We start from the raw sequence: 16,579 nt of genomic DNA on the forward strand, positions 1-16,579 counted from the left end.
CTCAAACCGGCCAAGGCCGGGACGTCATGATGCTGCTGGATGGTTTTGGTCAGCCTGGCCGCTTTGGTAACGGCGGACCGCTGCACGCAGGGCGCGCTCGGCGTCCATGCCGCTGTCCCGGGCGGAACGCACGACGGCGAGCAGCAGGTTTCCGAGTTCGTCCTCGTTTTCGGGAACGGGAATCCCCTCGGGGAGCCCCAAGCCCGCGCGGGCGGCCCGGTCCAGCGACTTGTGGGCCTTGGCCAGCGCGGGAAGGGCGTCGGGAATGCCTTCAAAGGCATTGACCCGCTCCGGGCGTTCGGCCCGTTTGACCGCATCCCACTTCTGCTCGATCTCCTCGACCGTTGCAGGGAAGCTGTCCTGCAGGGAACCGTCGGGTTTGAAGACGTGTGGGTTGCGGCGGATCATCTTGGCACCCAGGCCGCGCGCAACGTCGTCGAACGTGAACGCGCCGCGCTCCTCGGCCAGCCGGGCATGCAGCACCACCTGGAGCAGGACATCACCGAGTTCGCCGCGGAGTTCGGCGTCCGGGTGGCCGTCGTCGATGGCTTCGGCCACCTCGTACGCCTCCTCCAGGAGGTACTCCACCAGTGAAGCGTGGGTCAGGGCCCCCATCCAGGGACAGTGCTCGCGCAGCTGCCCGACGATGGTGACCAAGTCTTCAGTTGGTGGCTGGTCAGCCAAGGTTGGCGTAGGCGTCGTTGATGTATTCCACCAGCGCTTCCTTTTCCTCCAGGGGCAGGAAGGATGCCTCGGCGGCGTTGAGGGTCAGCTCCAGCAGGTCGTCGAGGTCGTAGTCGAAGGTCTCCACCAACAGGTTGAACTCATCGGTCAGGGTGACGCCGCTCATCAGGCGGTTGTCCGTGTTGATGGTGACGTTGAAGCCCAGCTGGTAGAGCATGTCCAGCGGGTGGCTTTCGATGCCTTCGCCGAATTCCGCGATCGCGCCGGTCTGGAGGTTGGAGGAGGGGCAGACTTCCAGGGCGATGCCGCGGTCGCGGACCCAGCTGGAGAGGTCCCCGAGGGTGACCAGGCCCACGGTGTCGCCGGCTTCCTCGTCGTCGTCGAATTCCACCATGATGTCCTCCGCGATGCGGACGCCGTGTCCCAGCCGCAGGGCCCGGCCGTCCACCAGCGCGGACTGGATGCTTTCCAGCCCGGCGGCCTCGCCGGCGTGTACCGTGGCGGGGAAGTTGTGCTGGGCGAGGTAGGTGAAGGCGTCCTTGAAGCGGCTGGGCAGGAAGCCGTCCTCGGCCCCGGCGATGTCAAAGCCCACGGCGCCCTTGTTGCGGTGGCGGACGGCCAGTTCGGCGATCTCCTGGCCGCGGTCGGCATGCCGCATGGCGGTGATCAACTGGCCCACCTGGATTTCGCGGCCGCTTTCGGAGACAGCTTCAACGCCGGCCTCCAGGCCGTCCTGGACTGCTTCGACGGCTTCATCGAGGCTGAGGCCCTTCTGGAGATGCTGTTCGGGAGCCCAGCGGACTTCGCCGTACACCACGCCGTCGTCGGCAAGGTCCTCGACGAATTCCTTCGCCACCCGGAACAGGCCATCGTAGGTCTGCATCACGGCAACGGTGTGGTCGAACGTTTCCAGGTAGCGGACCAGGGATCCGGAATCCGCTGATTCCCGGAACCACTGCCCCAGGGCCACGGGGTCGGTCGAGGGAAGCGTGTGGCCAACGGCCTCCGCCAGTTCGATGATGGTGGCCGGACGGAGTCCCCCGTCCAGGTGGTCGTGAAGGGACACCTTGGGCAGGCTCTTCAGGTCAAAATCGATGGCAGGGGCAGCGTCAACAATGGGCTCAGTCACGTTCCCACCTTAGGGTGGGGCGGCATTCAATGCCAGCCGTTCAAAGCCAGCCGCTACTTGGCCGCGGGGCCGGCCTCTGCCGACGGCATGACCAGGGCCTGGGTGCCGGGGCGCCCCTCATTCCCCGACGTGGAGGTATCATCGCCCCACTCGTCAGACTCAGGCGCGTCGTTGCGGCCCAGCCGCTTGTGCCACCAGCGCAGCAGGTGGTCGATGACGATGCCCAGGACAATGGCGAATACGACGGCGATTCCCGCGCTGAGCAGGGGGTTGTGGTGCAGCCAGGGGAACGAGCTGGCAAGAACGCCGATGCCCAGGGAGTAGCCCACCCACGTGACGCAGGCGAAGGCGTCGAAAACGAAGAACCTGCGGTGCGAGAAGCCGGTGCTGCCGGCAACGTAGTTGACGGCCACCCGGCCCCACGGGATGTACCGGGCGGTGAAGATCAGGACGGCGCCGCGCTTTTCCAGCTCATAGCGCGCCCACGCGAACACCTTCCGGACTTTAGGCCGGCGCATCCAGCCCCAGCGGTCCAGGCCGATCTTGCGGCCGAGCAGGTAGGCCATGTTGTCGCCGCAGATGGCACCGATCAGGGCCGTGATGCCCAGGATCCAGAGGTTGGGTTCGCCGCTGTGCCGGGAGAATGCCGCCAACGCAACAATAAGGGTCTCGCTGGGGACCACCATGGCGAAACCGTCCACGAAGAAGAACACCAGCAAGACGGGGTAAATCCACCACTGGCCCGCTGCATGGAGCACGGCCTCATTAATAAACTCCACGCGGTGTTGCTCCTGTATAAAAAATGACACAGCCAAAGTGCCGCAGCCAAAGCGGAAATCGTTCCTAAGTGTCCCACGCGGGGGGCGCAGTCCGCTACGCCCCAATGCCCGGAATTACCCCTTAAACGCGCTGGTCAGGCGCCTGGTTCCCTGATCCGTTCCACAACGTTGGGTTTGCCCCGGAATTTGTTGATCACGAGGTCCACCACGATGCCCAGGGCCACGGCGCAGACGATGGCGATTGCCGCGCCCAGGACGTGGTTGTCTTCGAACCACTGGCCGAAGAAGAGCCCGATCGCCACGGAGTAGCCGGCCCAGAGGCTGGCCGAAAGGACGGTCAGCCCGATGAACCGAAAATGCGGATAGTGGGTGGCCCCAGCGGTGAGGTTGACGGCCACCCGGCCGATGGGGACAAAGCGGGCCACGAGGATCAGCGAGGCCGGCCGCTTCCTGAGTTCGCGGCCCGCCCACCGGAATGCGCTTTGCATGCGCGGCCCGCGCATCCATGCCCAGCGCATGGTGCCCACCCGCCGGCCCAGCAGGTAGGCGATGTTGTCACCGGAGAAGGCGCCCACAGCGGCGACCAGGGCCAGGAGCAGCGGGTTGGGAACATCGGCGGTGGCGGCGACGGCTGCCAGGCCCACCACCACGGATTCACTGGGGACGGGCGGGAAGAAGCCGTCAATGATGCAGCAGGCCAGCACCAGGACGAGCACCCAGGGCTGCCCGGCTGCGGCGAGGATGAAGTCATTGATGGCCTGCATTGGTGCCTATGCTATGCGGTCGATGATGAGCTGCTGGGCGGGCCGCGAACCTTCCGGTGCGATAACCACCGCGTGTTCCAGGGCTTCCCTGGCACGGGCAAACCGCTCCGGGGTGTCCGTGAGCAGGGTCATCAGGGGTTCGCCGGCGCGGACCGTGGCGCCGGGCTTGGCGTGCATCCGCACCCCTGCTCCCGCCTGGACTGCGTCCTCCTTGCGGGCACGTCCGGCTCCCAGCCGCCAGGCGGCCACACCCACGGCGAGCGCGTCCAGTTCCACCAGCACACCGTCCGCCGGGGCGTAGACGACGTCGGATTCCCTGGCCACCGGCAGCGCAGCCCGGGGGTCGCCCCCTTGGGCGGCGATCATCCGGTTCCAAACGTCCATTGCACGGCCGTCCTTAAGGGCGGCGGCGGGGTCGGCGTCATGCACTCCTGCACACGCGAGCATTTCCCTGGCGAGCCGGACGGTCAGCTCCACGACGTCGTCCGGGCCGCCGCCGGCGAGCACCTCCACGGATTCCTCCACCTCGATGGCGTTGCCCGCGGTGAGCCCCAGAGGCGTGTCCATGTTGGTCAGCAGCGCCACCGTGTTGACGCCGGCATCCTTGCCCAGCGCCACCATGGTTTCGGCGAGTTCGCGGGCTTTGTCCTCGTCCTTCATGAAGGCACCGCTGCCCACTTTGACGTCCAGGACCAGCGATCCGGTGCCCTCGGCGATCTTCTTGCTCATGATGGAGGACGCGATCAGCGGGATGGCTTCCACCGTGCCGGTAACGTCACGCAGGGCGTAGAGCTTCTTGTCTGCGGGCGCCAGGCCGGCACCGGCGGCGCAAATCACCGCCCCGATGTCCTGGAGCTGGGCCAGGATCTCCTCATTGGAAAGGTTGGCCCGCCACCCCGGAATGGACTCCAGCTTGTCCAGCGTTCCGCCGGTGTGCCCCAGGCCACGGCCTGACAGCTGCGGCACGGCCACGCCGAACACGGCGACAAGCGGGGCCAGCGGCAGGGTGATCTTGTCCCCCACGCCGCCGGTTGAATGCTTGTCCGTGGTGTACTTCAGGCCCCCGTCGGGCCGCCGGAGGCTGGAGAAGTCCATCCGTTCCCCGGACGCGATCATGGCAGCGGTCCACCGCGCGATCTCGGCGCGGTCCATGCCGTTGAGCAGGATGGCCATGTTCAGTGCTGCCATCTGCTCATCCGCGATCGCGCCGCGGGTGTAGGCGTCGATGGTCCAGTCGATCTGTTCGGGGCTCAACGTGCCTTTATCCCGTTTGGTGCGGATGATGTCAACGGCGTCGAACGCCTCGGTCCTGCTCTCGGTCACTGGGTCTCCTCCAGGTGTTCGGGACCAAAGGCGTCGGGCAGCACCTGGTCCATGGTCTTGATGCCTTGGGTGGTCATGAGCTGCATGTCCGGGGCACGGAATTCGTACAGCAACTGCCGGCACCGGCCGCAGGGCATGAGGACATTTCCAGCCCCGTCGACGCAATAGAACGCGCGCAGCACACCGCCCCCGGTCATGTGCAGGTTGCCCACCAGGGCGCATTCCGCGCAGAGCGTCAGCCCATAGCTGGCGTTCTCCACGTTGCAGCCGCTGACAATCCGGCCGTCCCCGGTAAGGGCCGCTGCCCCCACCGGGAACTTGGAGTACGGGGCGTAGGCATTTTTCATGGCGGCGACGGCGGCAACTTCGAGGGCCGCCCAGTCCACCGTTTGTGAGCTGTCCATGGCGGTCATCCCTTGACGTAAGGGATGCCGCTGGCGGCGGGGCCCCTGGATTTGCCAACCAGGCCGGCGACGGCGAGGACGGTCACCAGGTAGGGCAGCATGGCCATGAACTGGCTGGGCACCGGTGTGCCGATGATGGTCACGATGCTTTGGAGGTTGTCGGCGAAGCCGAACAGGAGTGCCGCGAAGAAGGCTCCCACTGGGTTCCAGCGGCCAAAGATGAGGGCGGCCAGGGCGATGAAGCCGCGCCCACCGGAGATTTCCTTGGTAAAGCTGTCAATGGCCACCAGGGTGAAGAAGGAGCCTCCGATGCCGGCGACGGCACCGCCGAGGGTGACGTTCCAGAACCGGGTAGCGTTGACGTTGATGCCAAGGGTGTCCGCCGCCTGGGGGTGCTCCCCCACTGCCCGGACACGCAGGCCCCACCTCGTCTTGAACAGGCCAACCCAGACCACTGCGACGGCCACGTACATGAGGTAGCCCACCAGCGACTGGCGGAACAGGATGGGACCGATGATCGGGATGCTGGAGAGCACGGGAATGTCGATCACATCCAGGCCCGGCGGTGAGTTGAACTGGGCTTTGTTGGTTTGCATCACAGTGCTGAACAGGAAGCCCGTCACCCCGGAGACCAGGACGTTGAGGACGACGCCGACGATGATCTGGTTCACCAGGTACTTGATGCTGAACAGGGCCAGGACCATGGATACCACCGCACCGGCGATGGCCGCTGCCAGCAGGCCGATGATGGCGTTCTTTGTCATGCTGGCGACGATGGCTGCGGTGAATGCCCCGCCCAGGAGCTGCCCTTCGATGGCGATGTTGACCACGCCCACCCGCTCGCACAGGACACCGGACAGCGACCCGAACACGAGCGGAACGGCAAGCGTGACGGACCCCGCGATGAGCCCTGCAAGCGAGATGGCCGGCGTACGGGCGCCGCCCACCACCCAGATAAGGAATGCGGCCACGAAGATCACGATGAAGGTGACGGCCAGCCAGCCCGGAGCCGGCTGGTTCTTTATCTTCAGGTAGACGGCGTATCCCGCCAATGCCACGAGGAGCACGGATAAGACGATGCCGCCGGCAAACGCGTTGATTTCCAGTGCGGGCAGCTGGAAAAAGTCTTCCCCGGTGGAGATTCCGAAGCTGGCAGTCTGGCTGGGGGCCAGGAATCCGAAGAACACCAGGGAGACCAGGGCGAAGACGGTGAGCAGGACGGGCGTCTTCCAGCTGACTGGCCTGGTGGCCGGTGCTGCGGATGGAGCACCTGCGGTGGGTCCTCCGGGCTGGGGTTTGCCCGGCCTGGACGAAGAAACTGTTGTGCTCATGCGGCACCTCCGGTAGTGGCCGCCTGCCGGGACCTGGCTGCTCGCGCGGGCTTCCTGCGCCGCGGGTTCAGTCCGAAGACGGCCCGGACCAGCGGCGGTGCGGCGATGAAAAGGACAATCAGGGACTGGACCACCAGGACGATGTCGATGGGGGTGCCGGTCTGGATCTGCATCTGGACCGCGCCGGCGCGGAAGGCGCCGAACAGCAGGCCGGCAGCGAAGGTGCCCCACGGCGTCGAACGTCCCAGCAAGGCGACCGTGATGGCGTCAAAACCGTACGTGGCGGCGACGCCGTCCGTGAGCACCTTCTCGGTGCCGGCAACCTGGGCCACACCTGACATGCCGGCGAGCCCGCCCGCGATGGCCATGACCAGGATGGTGGAGCGGGAGACGTTGATGCCGGCGGTCTGCGCCGCCTTGGGATTGGCACCCACCGCACGGAACTCAAAGCCCACTGTGGACCGGTTGAGGAGCCACCACACCAGGACCGTGGCGGCGATCGCCAGGACGAAACCCAGGTGCAGCCGGTACTGGCTTCCCAGGATCTGCGGGTAGACGGCGCTGGGATCCAGGATGGGTGAAATGGGGTTGGACTCCCCCGGCCGCTGGAACGCCGGGGTGTTCAGCAGGTAGCGCAGGAAGTACAACGCAATGTAGTTGAACATGATGGTCACGATGACCTCGTGGGCTCCGGTGCGGGCCTTCAGCAGCCCGGCGAGTCCGCCCCATAGGGCGCCGCCAACGATGCCCGCCACCAGCACCAGCAGCAGGTGCAGGCCGAACGGAAGGTGGAGGGCGAAGCCCACCCAGGCTGCCAGGATGCCCGCCACGATAATTTGCCCCTGGGCACCGATGTTGAAGAGCCCTGCCCGGAATGCCAGCGCCACGCCCAGGCCGGCGGTGATGAGCGGTGTGGCGATGGTGAGGGTCTCCATGAAGGGCGCGAACTGGGCCGCCAACCCATTGCCGCGCGGGTTGAACACCGAGCCCTGGAACAGGGCGATATAGGAGCGCGTGGCCGCATTCCAGACAGCCGCCAGCATGTCCGTGGGCCGGGCGAAGAAGTAGCCCGCCGTGGTGGCCACCTGCTTGTCCGTGCTCGCGATGAGCAGGCCGCCGATGATCAGCGCCAGCAGCACCGCCAGCACGGACACGATGCCGCTTCCAGTGAAGATCCGCCGCAGCACGGTCCCGGAGCCGCCGGGAAGCTGCCCGCTCTGGGCCGTGGCCGGAACAGCAGAGGGCTGCATGGCGCCGCCGGCGGTATCGACGGCCACAACTGCAGCCGTGTCCTCCGCGGCCGGGCTGTCCTGGCTGGCGGCGTGCTGGGTGTCTTCGACCCGGGGGTCGTCTTTGGCGTGTTTGGGGGAAGGCTGGTCAGGCATGGTCGGCTCCCTCGGCATTGGAGGTGGCGGCCGGGGTGCCGGCCTGCGGGGTCTGTGCGTGTTCTTCCGGCGGGATGCCGGCCATCATGAGGCCCAGCACGTCGCGGCTTGTCCCGGCGGGGACGGTGCCCACCAGCTTGCCTTTGTAGAGCACCGCGATGCGGTCGGCCAGTTCCATCACTTCGTCAAGCTCGGTGGAAATGATCATGACCGGGGTCCCTTGGTCACGCTCCGCGACGATCCGCCGGTGCAGGAACTCGATGGAGCCCACGTCCACGCCGCGGGTGGGCTGGGAGGCAATGAAGAGACGCAGGGGCCGGGAGAGCTCCCGGGCCATCACGAGCTTTTGCTGGTTGCCGCCGGACAGCGTTCCGGCGGCCGCTGCGGCAGAGGGGGTGCGGACATCGAATTCGCCTATGCGTGCCTTGGCGTTCTCCATGATTTTCGCCGGGCTCATGCTGATTCCCTTGGCGAAGGGCGGTTTGTCGTAAAGATCAAGGACCAGGTTTTCCGCTACGGAGAAGGTACCCACGAGCCCGTCCACTTTGCGGTCCTCAGGGACAAACCCGACGCCGGCCTGCAGGACTTCCTTGACGGACCGGCCCACGAGTTCCCTGCCGTCCAGGACGATGGAACCGCTGACGCGTTCCTGCAGGCCCAGGATGGCCTCAGTGAGTTCGGTCTGCCCGTTGCCCTGGACGCCGGCAATGGCCAGGATCTCACCGCGCTTGATATGGAAGCTGAGGTGATCCACCACGTGCTGTCCGTTGGGCGCGATGACGGTGAGGTCGCGGACCTCGAAGGTGGTTTCCCGCGGCTGGGCCGGGGCCTTGTCCAGGGTCAGGCTCACGGCACGGCCCACCATCATCGAGGCAAGCTCGGTGGTGGAGGCGGCAGGATCGGCAGTACCCACCACCTTGCCGCGCCGGATCACCGTGATGGTGTCCGAGACTGCCTTGACCTCGCGCAGCTTGTGGGAGATGAAGACGATGGAGGTTCCGCGCGACTTGAGCTGGCGCATGATGTCCAGGAGTTCGTCGGTCTCCTGCGGGGTCAGTACGGCCGTGGGCTCATCGAGGATCAGGACCCTGGCGTTGCGGACCAGCGCCTTGATGATTTCCACCCGTTGCTGGACGCCTACGGGCAGGTCCTCCACCAGGGCGTCCGGGTCCACGTCGAAGCCGTACTGGTCCGAGATCTCCTTGATGCGCTGCCGGGTCTGGTCCAGGTTGAGGAAGCCGGCCGCCTTGGTGGGTTCGGCACCCAGTGCCACGTTCTCGGCCACGGTAGCATGAAGTGCTGGTGCACCATGCCGATCCCTGCCGCCATGGCATCACCGGGACCCCTGAAGGTAACGGGCCTGTCATCGATGAGGATTTCGCCTTCGGAGGGCTCGTACAGCCCGTACAGCACGTTCATCAGGGTGGATTTACCCGCCCCGTTTTCACCAAGGAGGCAATGGATCTGGCCCGGCTCAACCACCACGTCGATGTGGTCGTTGGCCAGGAGCGTGCCAAAGCGTTTGGTGATCCCTCTGAGTTCAAGTTTCAAAACTCTGACCAATCTCGAAGCGCCCGGTGATCGACCGGACGGGATATATGGCTGCAGCACCAGCCTAGTGGCTGCAGTACCGGGAGGAGCCGGCCGGGCGCGGTAAACGTTCGGCCAGCAAAAAGCGCCACCGGCCGGCCAGTGGGTGACGGACCGGCGGTGGCGCTTCCTGTTAGTGGATCAGGCCTTGGGGCTTGCTGCGGACTCAACCTTCAGCTTGCCGTCGACGATGTCCTTCTTGATCTTCTCGAGGTCGGACTTCACTTCCGCGGGGACCTGGGAATCGAGGTCGTGGAAGGGCGCCAGCTGCACACCGTCGTTGGCAAGGGTGCCCACGTACGGGGTGTTGTTGAACTTGCCCTCCTTGTCCTCGGTGACAACCGTCTCCACGGCCTCGCCCATCTGCTTCATGACGGAGGAGAGCATGATGTCCTTGTAGTCCGGGGCGGTGAGGTAGCCGTCGGAGTCAACCCAGATCAGCTTGACGTCCTTCCCGGCAGCCTTGGCCTCGTTGAGCGCCGCGCCGGCGCCCTTGCCCACGGGACCGGCCACGGGCATCACAATGTCCGCACCCTGGTCCAGGAAGTTCTTGGTCAGCTGCTTGCCCACGTCCTGCTTTTCGAAGTCACCCGTGAAGCTGCCGTCCTGGGCGTCCTTGTTCCAGCCGAGCAGCTTGACGTTCTTGCCCTTCTGCTGGTTGTAGTACTTCACGCCGTCGGCGTAGCCGTCCATGAAAATGGTCACGGTGGGGATCTTGATGCCGCCGAAGGTGGCCACGGTGCCGGTCTTGGTGGTTCCTGCGGCCAGGTAGCCGGCGAGGAAGGCTGCCTGCGCGGTGTCGTAGATGATGGGCTTGACGTTGCTGATGGGCTTGTCGTAGCCAAAGTCGATGATGGCGAAGTGCTTGTCCGGGTTGGCGGTGGCCTGGGCCTTGGTGGCGTCGCCCAGCAGGAAGCCGACCGTGATGGTCAGGTTGCAGCCGGCCGTGACCATGGCGCGCAGGTTGGGTTCGAAGTCGTTGTTGGTCTTCGACTCGATCTGGTTGACCTTGATGCCGAGGTCCTTCTCGGTCTTCTTCAGGCCCTCGTAGGAGGACTGGTTGAAGGACTGGTCGTCGAATCCACCGGAGTCCGAAACGATGCAGCCCGTGTAGTCGCTGGCACCTGCGGATGAGGTGCTGCCGGCTTCGGGGGCTGCACCGCAGGCGGTGAGCACAAGCGCGGACGCACCGAGGGTGGCCACACCGGCCATTGAACCGCGCTTGAAGACGGCACGCAGTGATTTCTTCAATTTTCCTCCAGGGATGATGCGAGTGGCGCTACGGGCTGGAATTCAATGAGTGTCCGTTTCGGCGCTGAAATTCTGTTTTCACTGAAGGCACGCAGCACTGCGCCGGAGCGCACTGATGGCACTTACTTTAGTGGCCTGCGCCACGTCCCCATAGCACGCCAGGAGCCCATCCGGGAGATTGTTTACAAGTTGTTACCAAGCAGTAGGGGCACCGCGGAAACGCGGTGCCCCTACTGCTTATGCCTGGTTCTGGTGGCTACAGCCGGACCAGCATTTTGCCGGTGTTTGCGCCGTCCAGGAGATCCATGAATGCCTGCGGAGCGTTCTCCAGCCCGTCGACGATCGTCTCGTCGTAGCGCACGGTCCCGTCCGCCAACCACCCGGCCATCTTCTCCGCGAACTCTGCCGCATGCTGCCGCTGCCCGCCCACCAGGAAACCGCGCAGGGTCAATTGCTTGCCGATGGCCTGCATCAGGTTGTGGGGTGCGGGAGTGGGTTCGGTGGAGTTGTATTGCGCGATGGCACCGCACATGGCCACCCGGCCGCCCACGTTCAGGACTGCCAGGGCCGCCTCGAGGTGCTCGCCGCCCACGTTGTCGAAGTAGACGTCGATACCGGCCGGGCCGGCCGCCTTCTCCAGTTGCTCCACAACCGGACCGTCGTGGTAGTCGAACGCGGCGTCGAAGCCAAGCTCCAGGAGCCGGGCCACCTTGGCCGGCGAGCCGGCGGAACCGATGACACGTGAAGCCCCCATGGCCTTGGCAATCTGTCCCACCAGGGACCCAACCGCACCGGCCGCACCCGAGACAAACACAGCGTCCCCCGGCTTGAATTCGGCGACCTTCAGCAGGCCGGCGTAGGCCGTCAGGCCGGTCATGCCCAGCGCGCCAAGGAAAGCCGACGGCGGCGCCAGGTCAGTCCGGGCGGGGGTGGCAGCAGTGCCGTCAACCACCGCGTACTCGCGCCAGCCAAGGGAATGCACGACGACGTCGCCCTCCTGGTGTGCGGATGAACGGGACGCGATCACCTCGCCTACCGCGCCGCCATCGAGCGCCTTGCCCACGGCGAAGGGTGCCGAGTAGGACTTGACGTCATTCATCCTGCCGCGCATGTAGGGGTCCACGGACATGAAAAGGTTGCGCACCAGGATCTGGCCGTCTTCAAGCGCGGGCAGCGGCGACTCGGCAAGTTCGAAATTTTCGCCCGAGGGGCGCCCCACGGGACGGGAGGCCAGCCGGATTTCACGGGTGGTGGTTGCAAGGGCTGTGCTCATGCTGCGTACTCCAGAATCTTGAGGTCAACGTTGATGTTGCCGCGAGTGGCATTTGAATAGGGGCAGACCTCGTGCGCCTTGGCCACCAGCTCTTCGGCGGCAGCGAGGTCCAGCGCCGGCAGGGCAATTTCGAGCTCGGCGGCCAGCCCGAAGCCTGCACCGCCGTCCAGCTGCCCCAGGTGGATCTTCGCCGCCACTGCCGAATCCGTCAGGTCAGCTCCTGCCTTGCGGCCCACCAGGCGCAGAGCGGAGTGGAAGCAGGCGGCATACCCGGCGGCAAAGAGCTGTTCGGGGTTGGTGCCCTGGCCGCTGCCACCGAGTTCGACCGGGCTGGCGAGGGCCACTGCCAGCTTGCCGTCATTGCTGCGTGCAGCGCCGTCGCGGCCTTCACCCGAGGCCAGTGCCTCGGCGGTGTAGAGAGTCTTCACGAAAAATATCCGTCCTGTAGGTGGGATGGTGCAGTATTCGGGTTCAGAGCGATTCATGCAGGGCAGCCGTGAGCTTGCCCAGGGTGGTCCGCAGCTGTTCAAGTTCGTCCAGGGAGAGACCTGCGGCGTCGGCCAGCCGCTGCGGAATGGCACTTGCCTGGCCACTGAGGTTTCGCCCGGCGGACGTCAGGTGGATGGCAACGCGGCGTTCGTCCTCGCCGGAGCGCCGCCGTTCCACGAGCCCCAGGGCTTCCAGCCGCTTCAGGAGCGGCGACAGGGTGCCGGAGTCAAGGCCCAGCTCCCCGCCGACTTCCTTGACGCCCCGGGGTTCGTTCTCCCACAGGACCAGCATCACCAGGTACTGCGGGTAGGTGAGTCCCAGTTCCTCCAGGACAGGCCGGTAGACGGCGGTAGCGGCACGGGAGGCCGAGTACAGCGCAAAACAGACTTGCCGGTCCAGGCGGGGTGCTTCGGTCATGGTTATAACGATAGCCCACAACTAAGTTGTGCACAACTTACCGCACCTGTGGCTGCCCTTGTGCGCCGCCGTCGTCGTACTTCCCTTGTTGCTGTCCTGAAACAGCGATGCCTGATATCCCCACCCGGGGCGGGGATACCAGGCAGGGCTTGTCAGGAAACCGGGGTCTGTTCCAGGTCGCGGATGGTGCGGAGCGCCGCTGCGGTGAGGACCCGGATACCCAGGCCAAGCGAGCGCTCGTCCAGGATGTAATCCCCGCGGTGGAGGTCGTAGTCCTCGCCTCCGGGCGTCTTGGTGCCCAGGCGCATCATGGCGCCGGGAAGTTCCGCGAGGAACCACGCGAAATCCTCGCCGCCCATTGACTGCGGGGTGAGCACCACGGCGCTTTCGCCGATTTCGGCCCGGGCGGCGGCCTCGATGATGGCTGTCTCGTGTTCGGAGTTCACCACCGGCGGCACTCCCCTGGTGTGCTCCAGGTGGACGTCCACGCCGTAGGGCGCAGCCACCTGGTGGACCACTTCGTCAAGGAGTTCACCGGCGGCGTGCCAGGCGTCCCGGTCCAGGCAGCGCATGGTCCCGGCCATGTAGCCGCTGCCGGGGATGGCGTTGGGTGCCGAGCCTGCGGTGATCTGGCCCCACACGACGGAGACGCCGCTGCGGACGTCCACCCGGCGGGACAGCACGGCGGGTACGTTGACGGCGATCTGGGCCAGCGCGAACACCAGGTCTTCGGTCAGGTGCGGGCGGGATGTGTGGCCGCCGCGGCCGGAGAGTTCGATCCGGATGGTGTCCGACGCCGAGGTGATGGCACCGATGCGGGTTCCCACCTTGCCCACTTCAATGCGGGGGTCGCAGTGCAGCGCCAAAATCCGGGGGACGCCGTCCAGCACACCCTGTTCAATGCAGGAATGCGCGCCGCCGGGCATGGTCTCCTCAGCGGGCTGGAAGATGATCCTGACGGTGGCGCCGAGGGGTGATTCCTGGTGCATCCGGTGCAGCACCAGGGCGATGCCCAGCATGGTGGTGGTGTGCACGTCATGGCCGCAGGCGTGGGTGACGCCGTGGTTCTTCGACGCGAACGGCAGCCCGGTCTCCTCGATAATGGGCAGGGCATCGATGTCGCCGCGAAGCGCCGTGGCGATGGGGCCTTCGCCCACGTCCACCGTCAGACCGGTGCCTTCCAGGCGGCGGGGGCTCAGGCCGGCAGCTTCGAGCCGCTCGGCGAGCTTGTCGGTGGTGCGGAACTCCTTGAAGGACAGTTCCGGGTGCGCATGCAGGTCCCGCCGGAATTCGATCAGTTCCGGCAAAAGCGGTTCGAGCCAGGGAGCCACCAGGGCGGTGGGCTCGGCTTCAGTAGTGTAATTGCGCACTGCTTCACTCTAGCGAGGGTGTTGGCTTTCGTGCCCATTCACTGACGCCTCATTACATCCCGTAACCTGCCGGCGCGGGTTGGGCCGGCAGGTTACGGGATCAGAGAACGTCCGTGTCGCCGCTTGCCTTGAGTGCGTCAACGGCAGCCTTGACGCGTTGGGAATTGGCCATGGTGGTCACCAGCAAAGCGTCCGGCGTATCCACGATGACAACGTCCTGGATGCCGATCAGGGCGATCACGCGCTTGGTGTCGGTGACCACAACGCCGCTTGAGTTCTCGGTGAACACGCGGGCACCTTCGCCGAGGACCGTGACGTCGTCCACTTCCTTGGCGCTGTTGAGGCGCCCCACCGAGGCAAAGTCGCCAACGTCGTCCCAACGGAAGGTCCCGGGTACGACGGCGACGTCCCCGGCTTCGGCGGCGGGCTCGGCCACTGCGTAGTCGATGGCGATCTTCGGCAGCGTTGGCCAGACGCGCGCGGTGACCTCGTCGCGCCGGGGGGTGTCCCACGCGCGGGCGATTTCCTGCAGGCCCTGGAACAGTTCGGGCTGGTTCGCCTCAAGGTGCTTGAGCATCAGCGCCACCGGCGCCACGAACATACCGGCGTTCCACACGTAGTTGCCGCTGTCGACGTACTGCTGGGCCACTTCCTCGTCGGGCTTCTCGACGAACTCCACCACGTCCTGGGCGCTGGGCGCGCCCTCGATGTGCAGGTCCTGCCCGGAACGGATGTAGCCGAACCCGGTGGACGGGTGCGTGGGCTTGATGCCAATGGTGACGATCTTGCCGGCAGCGGCAGTAAAGATGGCCTCACGGACGGCCTGCTGGAACAGGTCGTCCGGACTGATGACCTGGTCTGCGGCGAAGGAACCCATGATGGTGTCAGGATCTCGCTCGTGCAGGATGGCAGCGGCAAGGCCGATGGCCGCACCGGAGTCCTTGGGCTCCGATTCGAGGACCAGGTCCGAATCGTGCAGCTCGGGCAACTGCCGGCACACGGCATCGCGGTGCGCCTTGCCAGTGACGACCAGCATCCGGCTGCCTGCCAGCGGATGCAGCCGGTCGTAGGTGGCGCGCAGCAAGGTGCTGCCCGATCCCGTGAGATCGTGAAGGAACTTGGGAGCTGCGGCACGTGACAGGGGCCAGAGGCGGGTCCCCACTCCGCCTGCCGGAATCACCGCAATGAAGCGGTCAAGGGGTGAAGCCGGGCTTGTCACTTTGTCTGTACTCATCAGGGCTACTTTAGCGGAACGGCCGCAACCGGTCCCTTTGCAGACCCACCGGACCCGCATTTTCCGGTACCGTCCCGGCCAAAAGCCGGAACAGATGTGGCGTTCGTCTCATTTCACCGGAAAATCCGCTCCAGTACTGGACACCAAGAAACTCCTAAATTGAATAAGCTGTTAGCGGAGCCTAGATTTAGGCCTGAGCTACGAGTGCTCTCGCAGCAGGCGTTCCCCCCGCATGGATCTCATGCCAGCGCCGCTGTGTTGCAGGGAGGTTTATCAGTGCCGACAAAACCAGCTGGCACCTTGTACCGCGGCCGTGAAGGCATGTGGTCCTGGGTAGGACACCGCATTACCGGTGTAGTGATCTTTTTCTTCTTGTTGGTCCACGTCCTGGACACCTCCTTGGTGCGTGTGTCACCGGAGGCCTACACCGCTGTGATCGGCGCCTACAAGAACCCCCTGATGGCGCTGGGCGAGACCGGCCTTGTTGCCGCCATCGTGTTCCACGCCTTCAACGGCCTGCGGATCATTGCGGTCGACTTCTGGAAGAAGGGCGCCAAGTACCAGCGGCAGATGCTGTGGGCAGTCCTGGCCCTGTGGGTCGTGACCATGGTCGCTTTCTCCATCCGCCACCTGTCCCTCGCCCTCGGAGGTCACTAAGCCATGACTGCAACGATCGAGAGCCCCCGCAGCGGGCGGATCGCCCCCCAGTACCGCCGCAGCGGCGGCTCCCGGGGCAATTTCGAGATGATCGCCTGGCTGTTCATGCGCCTTTCCGGCGTGGTGCTGGTGGTCCTCATTTTCGGCCACCTGTTCGTGAACCTCATGGTGGGCGAAGGCATTCACGCCATCGACTTCGGTTTCGTCGCCGGCAAGTGGGCAGACCCGTTCTGGCAGTTCTGGGATCTCGCCATGCTCTGGCTGGCCATGCTGCATGGAACCAACGGCGTGCGGACCATCATCAATGACTACACCGAGAAGACCTCCACCCGCCGGTGGCTGAAGACCGTCCTGTACGCGGCCGCCGTCGTCATCATCCTCCTGGGCACGCTGGTCATCTTCACCTTCAACCCGTGCCCTGTGGTGAACGGTGTTGCCCTTCCTGGTGGATTCTGCCCTGCCTAGCACTGGCACAACCCCGGGCCCGCGGGCTTTTCCG

16 protein-coding genes and 1 pseudogene are annotated in these 16,579 nt (G+C 65.5%); 2 read left to right on the top strand and 15 right to left on the bottom strand.

What is annotated here, in order from left to right; genetic code table 11:
* Positions 1–24: 24 nt before the first annotated feature.
* From ASG86_RS08235 to ASG86_RS08305, 15 genes and pseudogenes are all read right to left on the bottom strand, one after another.
* Positions 25–615: a MazG nucleotide pyrophosphohydrolase domain-containing protein gene (locus ASG86_RS08235; RefSeq protein ID WP_082566732.1), complete on the bottom strand. Its 591-nt coding sequence runs from the start codon at positions 613–615 to the stop codon at positions 25–27.
* Between the two features lie 61 nt (positions 616–676).
* The gene (locus tag ASG86_RS08240; protein ID WP_056332403.1) at positions 677–1,813 is read right to left on the bottom strand and encodes an adenosine deaminase; all 1,137 of its coding nucleotides are present in this window, start codon (positions 1,811–1,813) and stop codon (positions 677–679) included.
* Positions 1,814–1,866: 53 nt separating this feature from the next.
* Positions 1,867–2,592: a DedA family protein gene (locus tag ASG86_RS08245; RefSeq protein ID WP_056332405.1), complete on the bottom strand. Its 726-nt coding sequence runs from the start codon at positions 2,590–2,592 to the stop codon at positions 1,867–1,869.
* A 134-nt stretch (positions 2,593–2,726) separates the two neighbouring features.
* Entirely contained in the window at positions 2,727–3,356 is a 630-nt protein-coding gene (locus tag ASG86_RS08250) for a DedA family protein (RefSeq protein WP_056332407.1), read from the bottom strand.
* A 6-nt stretch (positions 3,357–3,362) separates the two neighbouring features.
* Positions 3,363–4,679 carry a thymidine phosphorylase gene (locus ASG86_RS08255; protein ID WP_056332409.1) on the bottom strand — a complete coding sequence of 439 codons (1,317 nt, stop codon included), beginning with the start codon at positions 4,677–4,679 and terminating at the stop codon, positions 3,363–3,365.
* The gene (locus ASG86_RS08260; RefSeq protein ID WP_156386148.1) at positions 4,676–5,083 is read right to left on the bottom strand and encodes a cytidine deaminase; all 408 of its coding nucleotides are present in this window, start codon (positions 5,081–5,083) and stop codon (positions 4,676–4,678) included. Before ASG86_RS08260 ends, ASG86_RS08255 begins: the two co-directional genes overlap by 4 nt.
* 5 nt (positions 5,084–5,088) lie before the next feature.
* The gene (locus ASG86_RS08265; RefSeq protein WP_056332413.1) at positions 5,089–6,414 is read right to left on the bottom strand and encodes an ABC transporter permease; all 1,326 of its coding nucleotides are present in this window, start codon (positions 6,412–6,414) and stop codon (positions 5,089–5,091) included.
* Positions 6,411–7,799 carry an ABC transporter permease gene (locus ASG86_RS08270; protein WP_056332415.1) on the bottom strand — a complete coding sequence of 463 codons (1,389 nt, stop codon included), beginning with the start codon at positions 7,797–7,799 and terminating at the stop codon, positions 6,411–6,413. The genes ASG86_RS08265 and ASG86_RS08270 overlap by 4 nt, the downstream gene beginning before the upstream one ends.
* Positions 7,792–9,350: pseudogene (locus tag ASG86_RS08275) on the bottom strand (ABC transporter ATP-binding protein). Before ASG86_RS08275 ends, ASG86_RS08270 begins: the two are co-directional and overlap by 8 nt.
* Before the next feature lie 180 nt (positions 9,351–9,530).
* A complete protein-coding gene (locus tag ASG86_RS08280) occupies positions 9,531–10,640 on the bottom strand; it encodes a BMP family lipoprotein (protein ID WP_442854294.1) in 1,110 nt (369 codons plus the stop codon).
* Between the two features lie 256 nt (positions 10,641–10,896).
* Positions 10,897–11,913, bottom strand: coding sequence for an NADP-dependent oxidoreductase (locus tag ASG86_RS08285; protein ID WP_056332416.1), 1,017 nt, complete (start codon positions 11,911–11,913; stop codon positions 10,897–10,899).
* On the bottom strand, positions 11,910–12,341 hold the full coding sequence (locus ASG86_RS08290) for an organic hydroperoxide resistance protein (protein ID WP_056332418.1): 432 nt from the start codon (positions 12,339–12,341) through the stop codon (positions 11,910–11,912). The genes ASG86_RS08285 and ASG86_RS08290 overlap by 4 nt, the downstream gene beginning before the upstream one ends.
* A 43-nt stretch (positions 12,342–12,384) precedes the next feature.
* Positions 12,385–12,819: a MarR family winged helix-turn-helix transcriptional regulator gene (locus ASG86_RS08295; RefSeq protein WP_056332420.1), complete on the bottom strand. Its 435-nt coding sequence runs from the start codon at positions 12,817–12,819 to the stop codon at positions 12,385–12,387.
* A gap of 152 nt (positions 12,820–12,971) precedes the next feature.
* Entirely contained in the window at positions 12,972–14,189 is a 1,218-nt protein-coding gene (locus tag ASG86_RS08300; RefSeq protein ID WP_056332422.1) for an amidohydrolase, read from the bottom strand.
* A gap of 100 nt (positions 14,190–14,289) precedes the next feature.
* Complete coding sequence (locus ASG86_RS08305) at positions 14,290–15,423, bottom strand: mannose-1-phosphate guanylyltransferase (RefSeq protein ID WP_056332424.1); 1,134 nt, start codon at positions 15,421–15,423, stop codon at positions 14,290–14,292.
* 276 nt (positions 15,424–15,699) lie between these two features.
* On the opposite strand from ASG86_RS08305, the gene sdhC reads away from it, so the two are divergent.
* Complete coding sequence (gene sdhC / locus ASG86_RS08310) at positions 15,700–16,080, top strand: succinate dehydrogenase, cytochrome b556 subunit (RefSeq protein ID WP_081620212.1); 381 nt, start codon at positions 15,700–15,702, stop codon at positions 16,078–16,080.
* Between the two features lie 3 nt (positions 16,081–16,083).
* Positions 16,084–16,545: a succinate dehydrogenase hydrophobic membrane anchor subunit gene (locus ASG86_RS08315; protein ID WP_056332426.1), complete on the top strand. Its 462-nt coding sequence runs from the start codon at positions 16,084–16,086 to the stop codon at positions 16,543–16,545.
* Positions 16,546–16,579: the final 34 nt, after the last annotated feature.

The sequence above is a fragment of the Arthrobacter sp. Soil764 genome (genome assembly GCF_001428075.1).
Classification (GTDB): domain Bacteria; phylum Actinomycetota; class Actinomycetes; order Actinomycetales; family Micrococcaceae; genus Arthrobacter.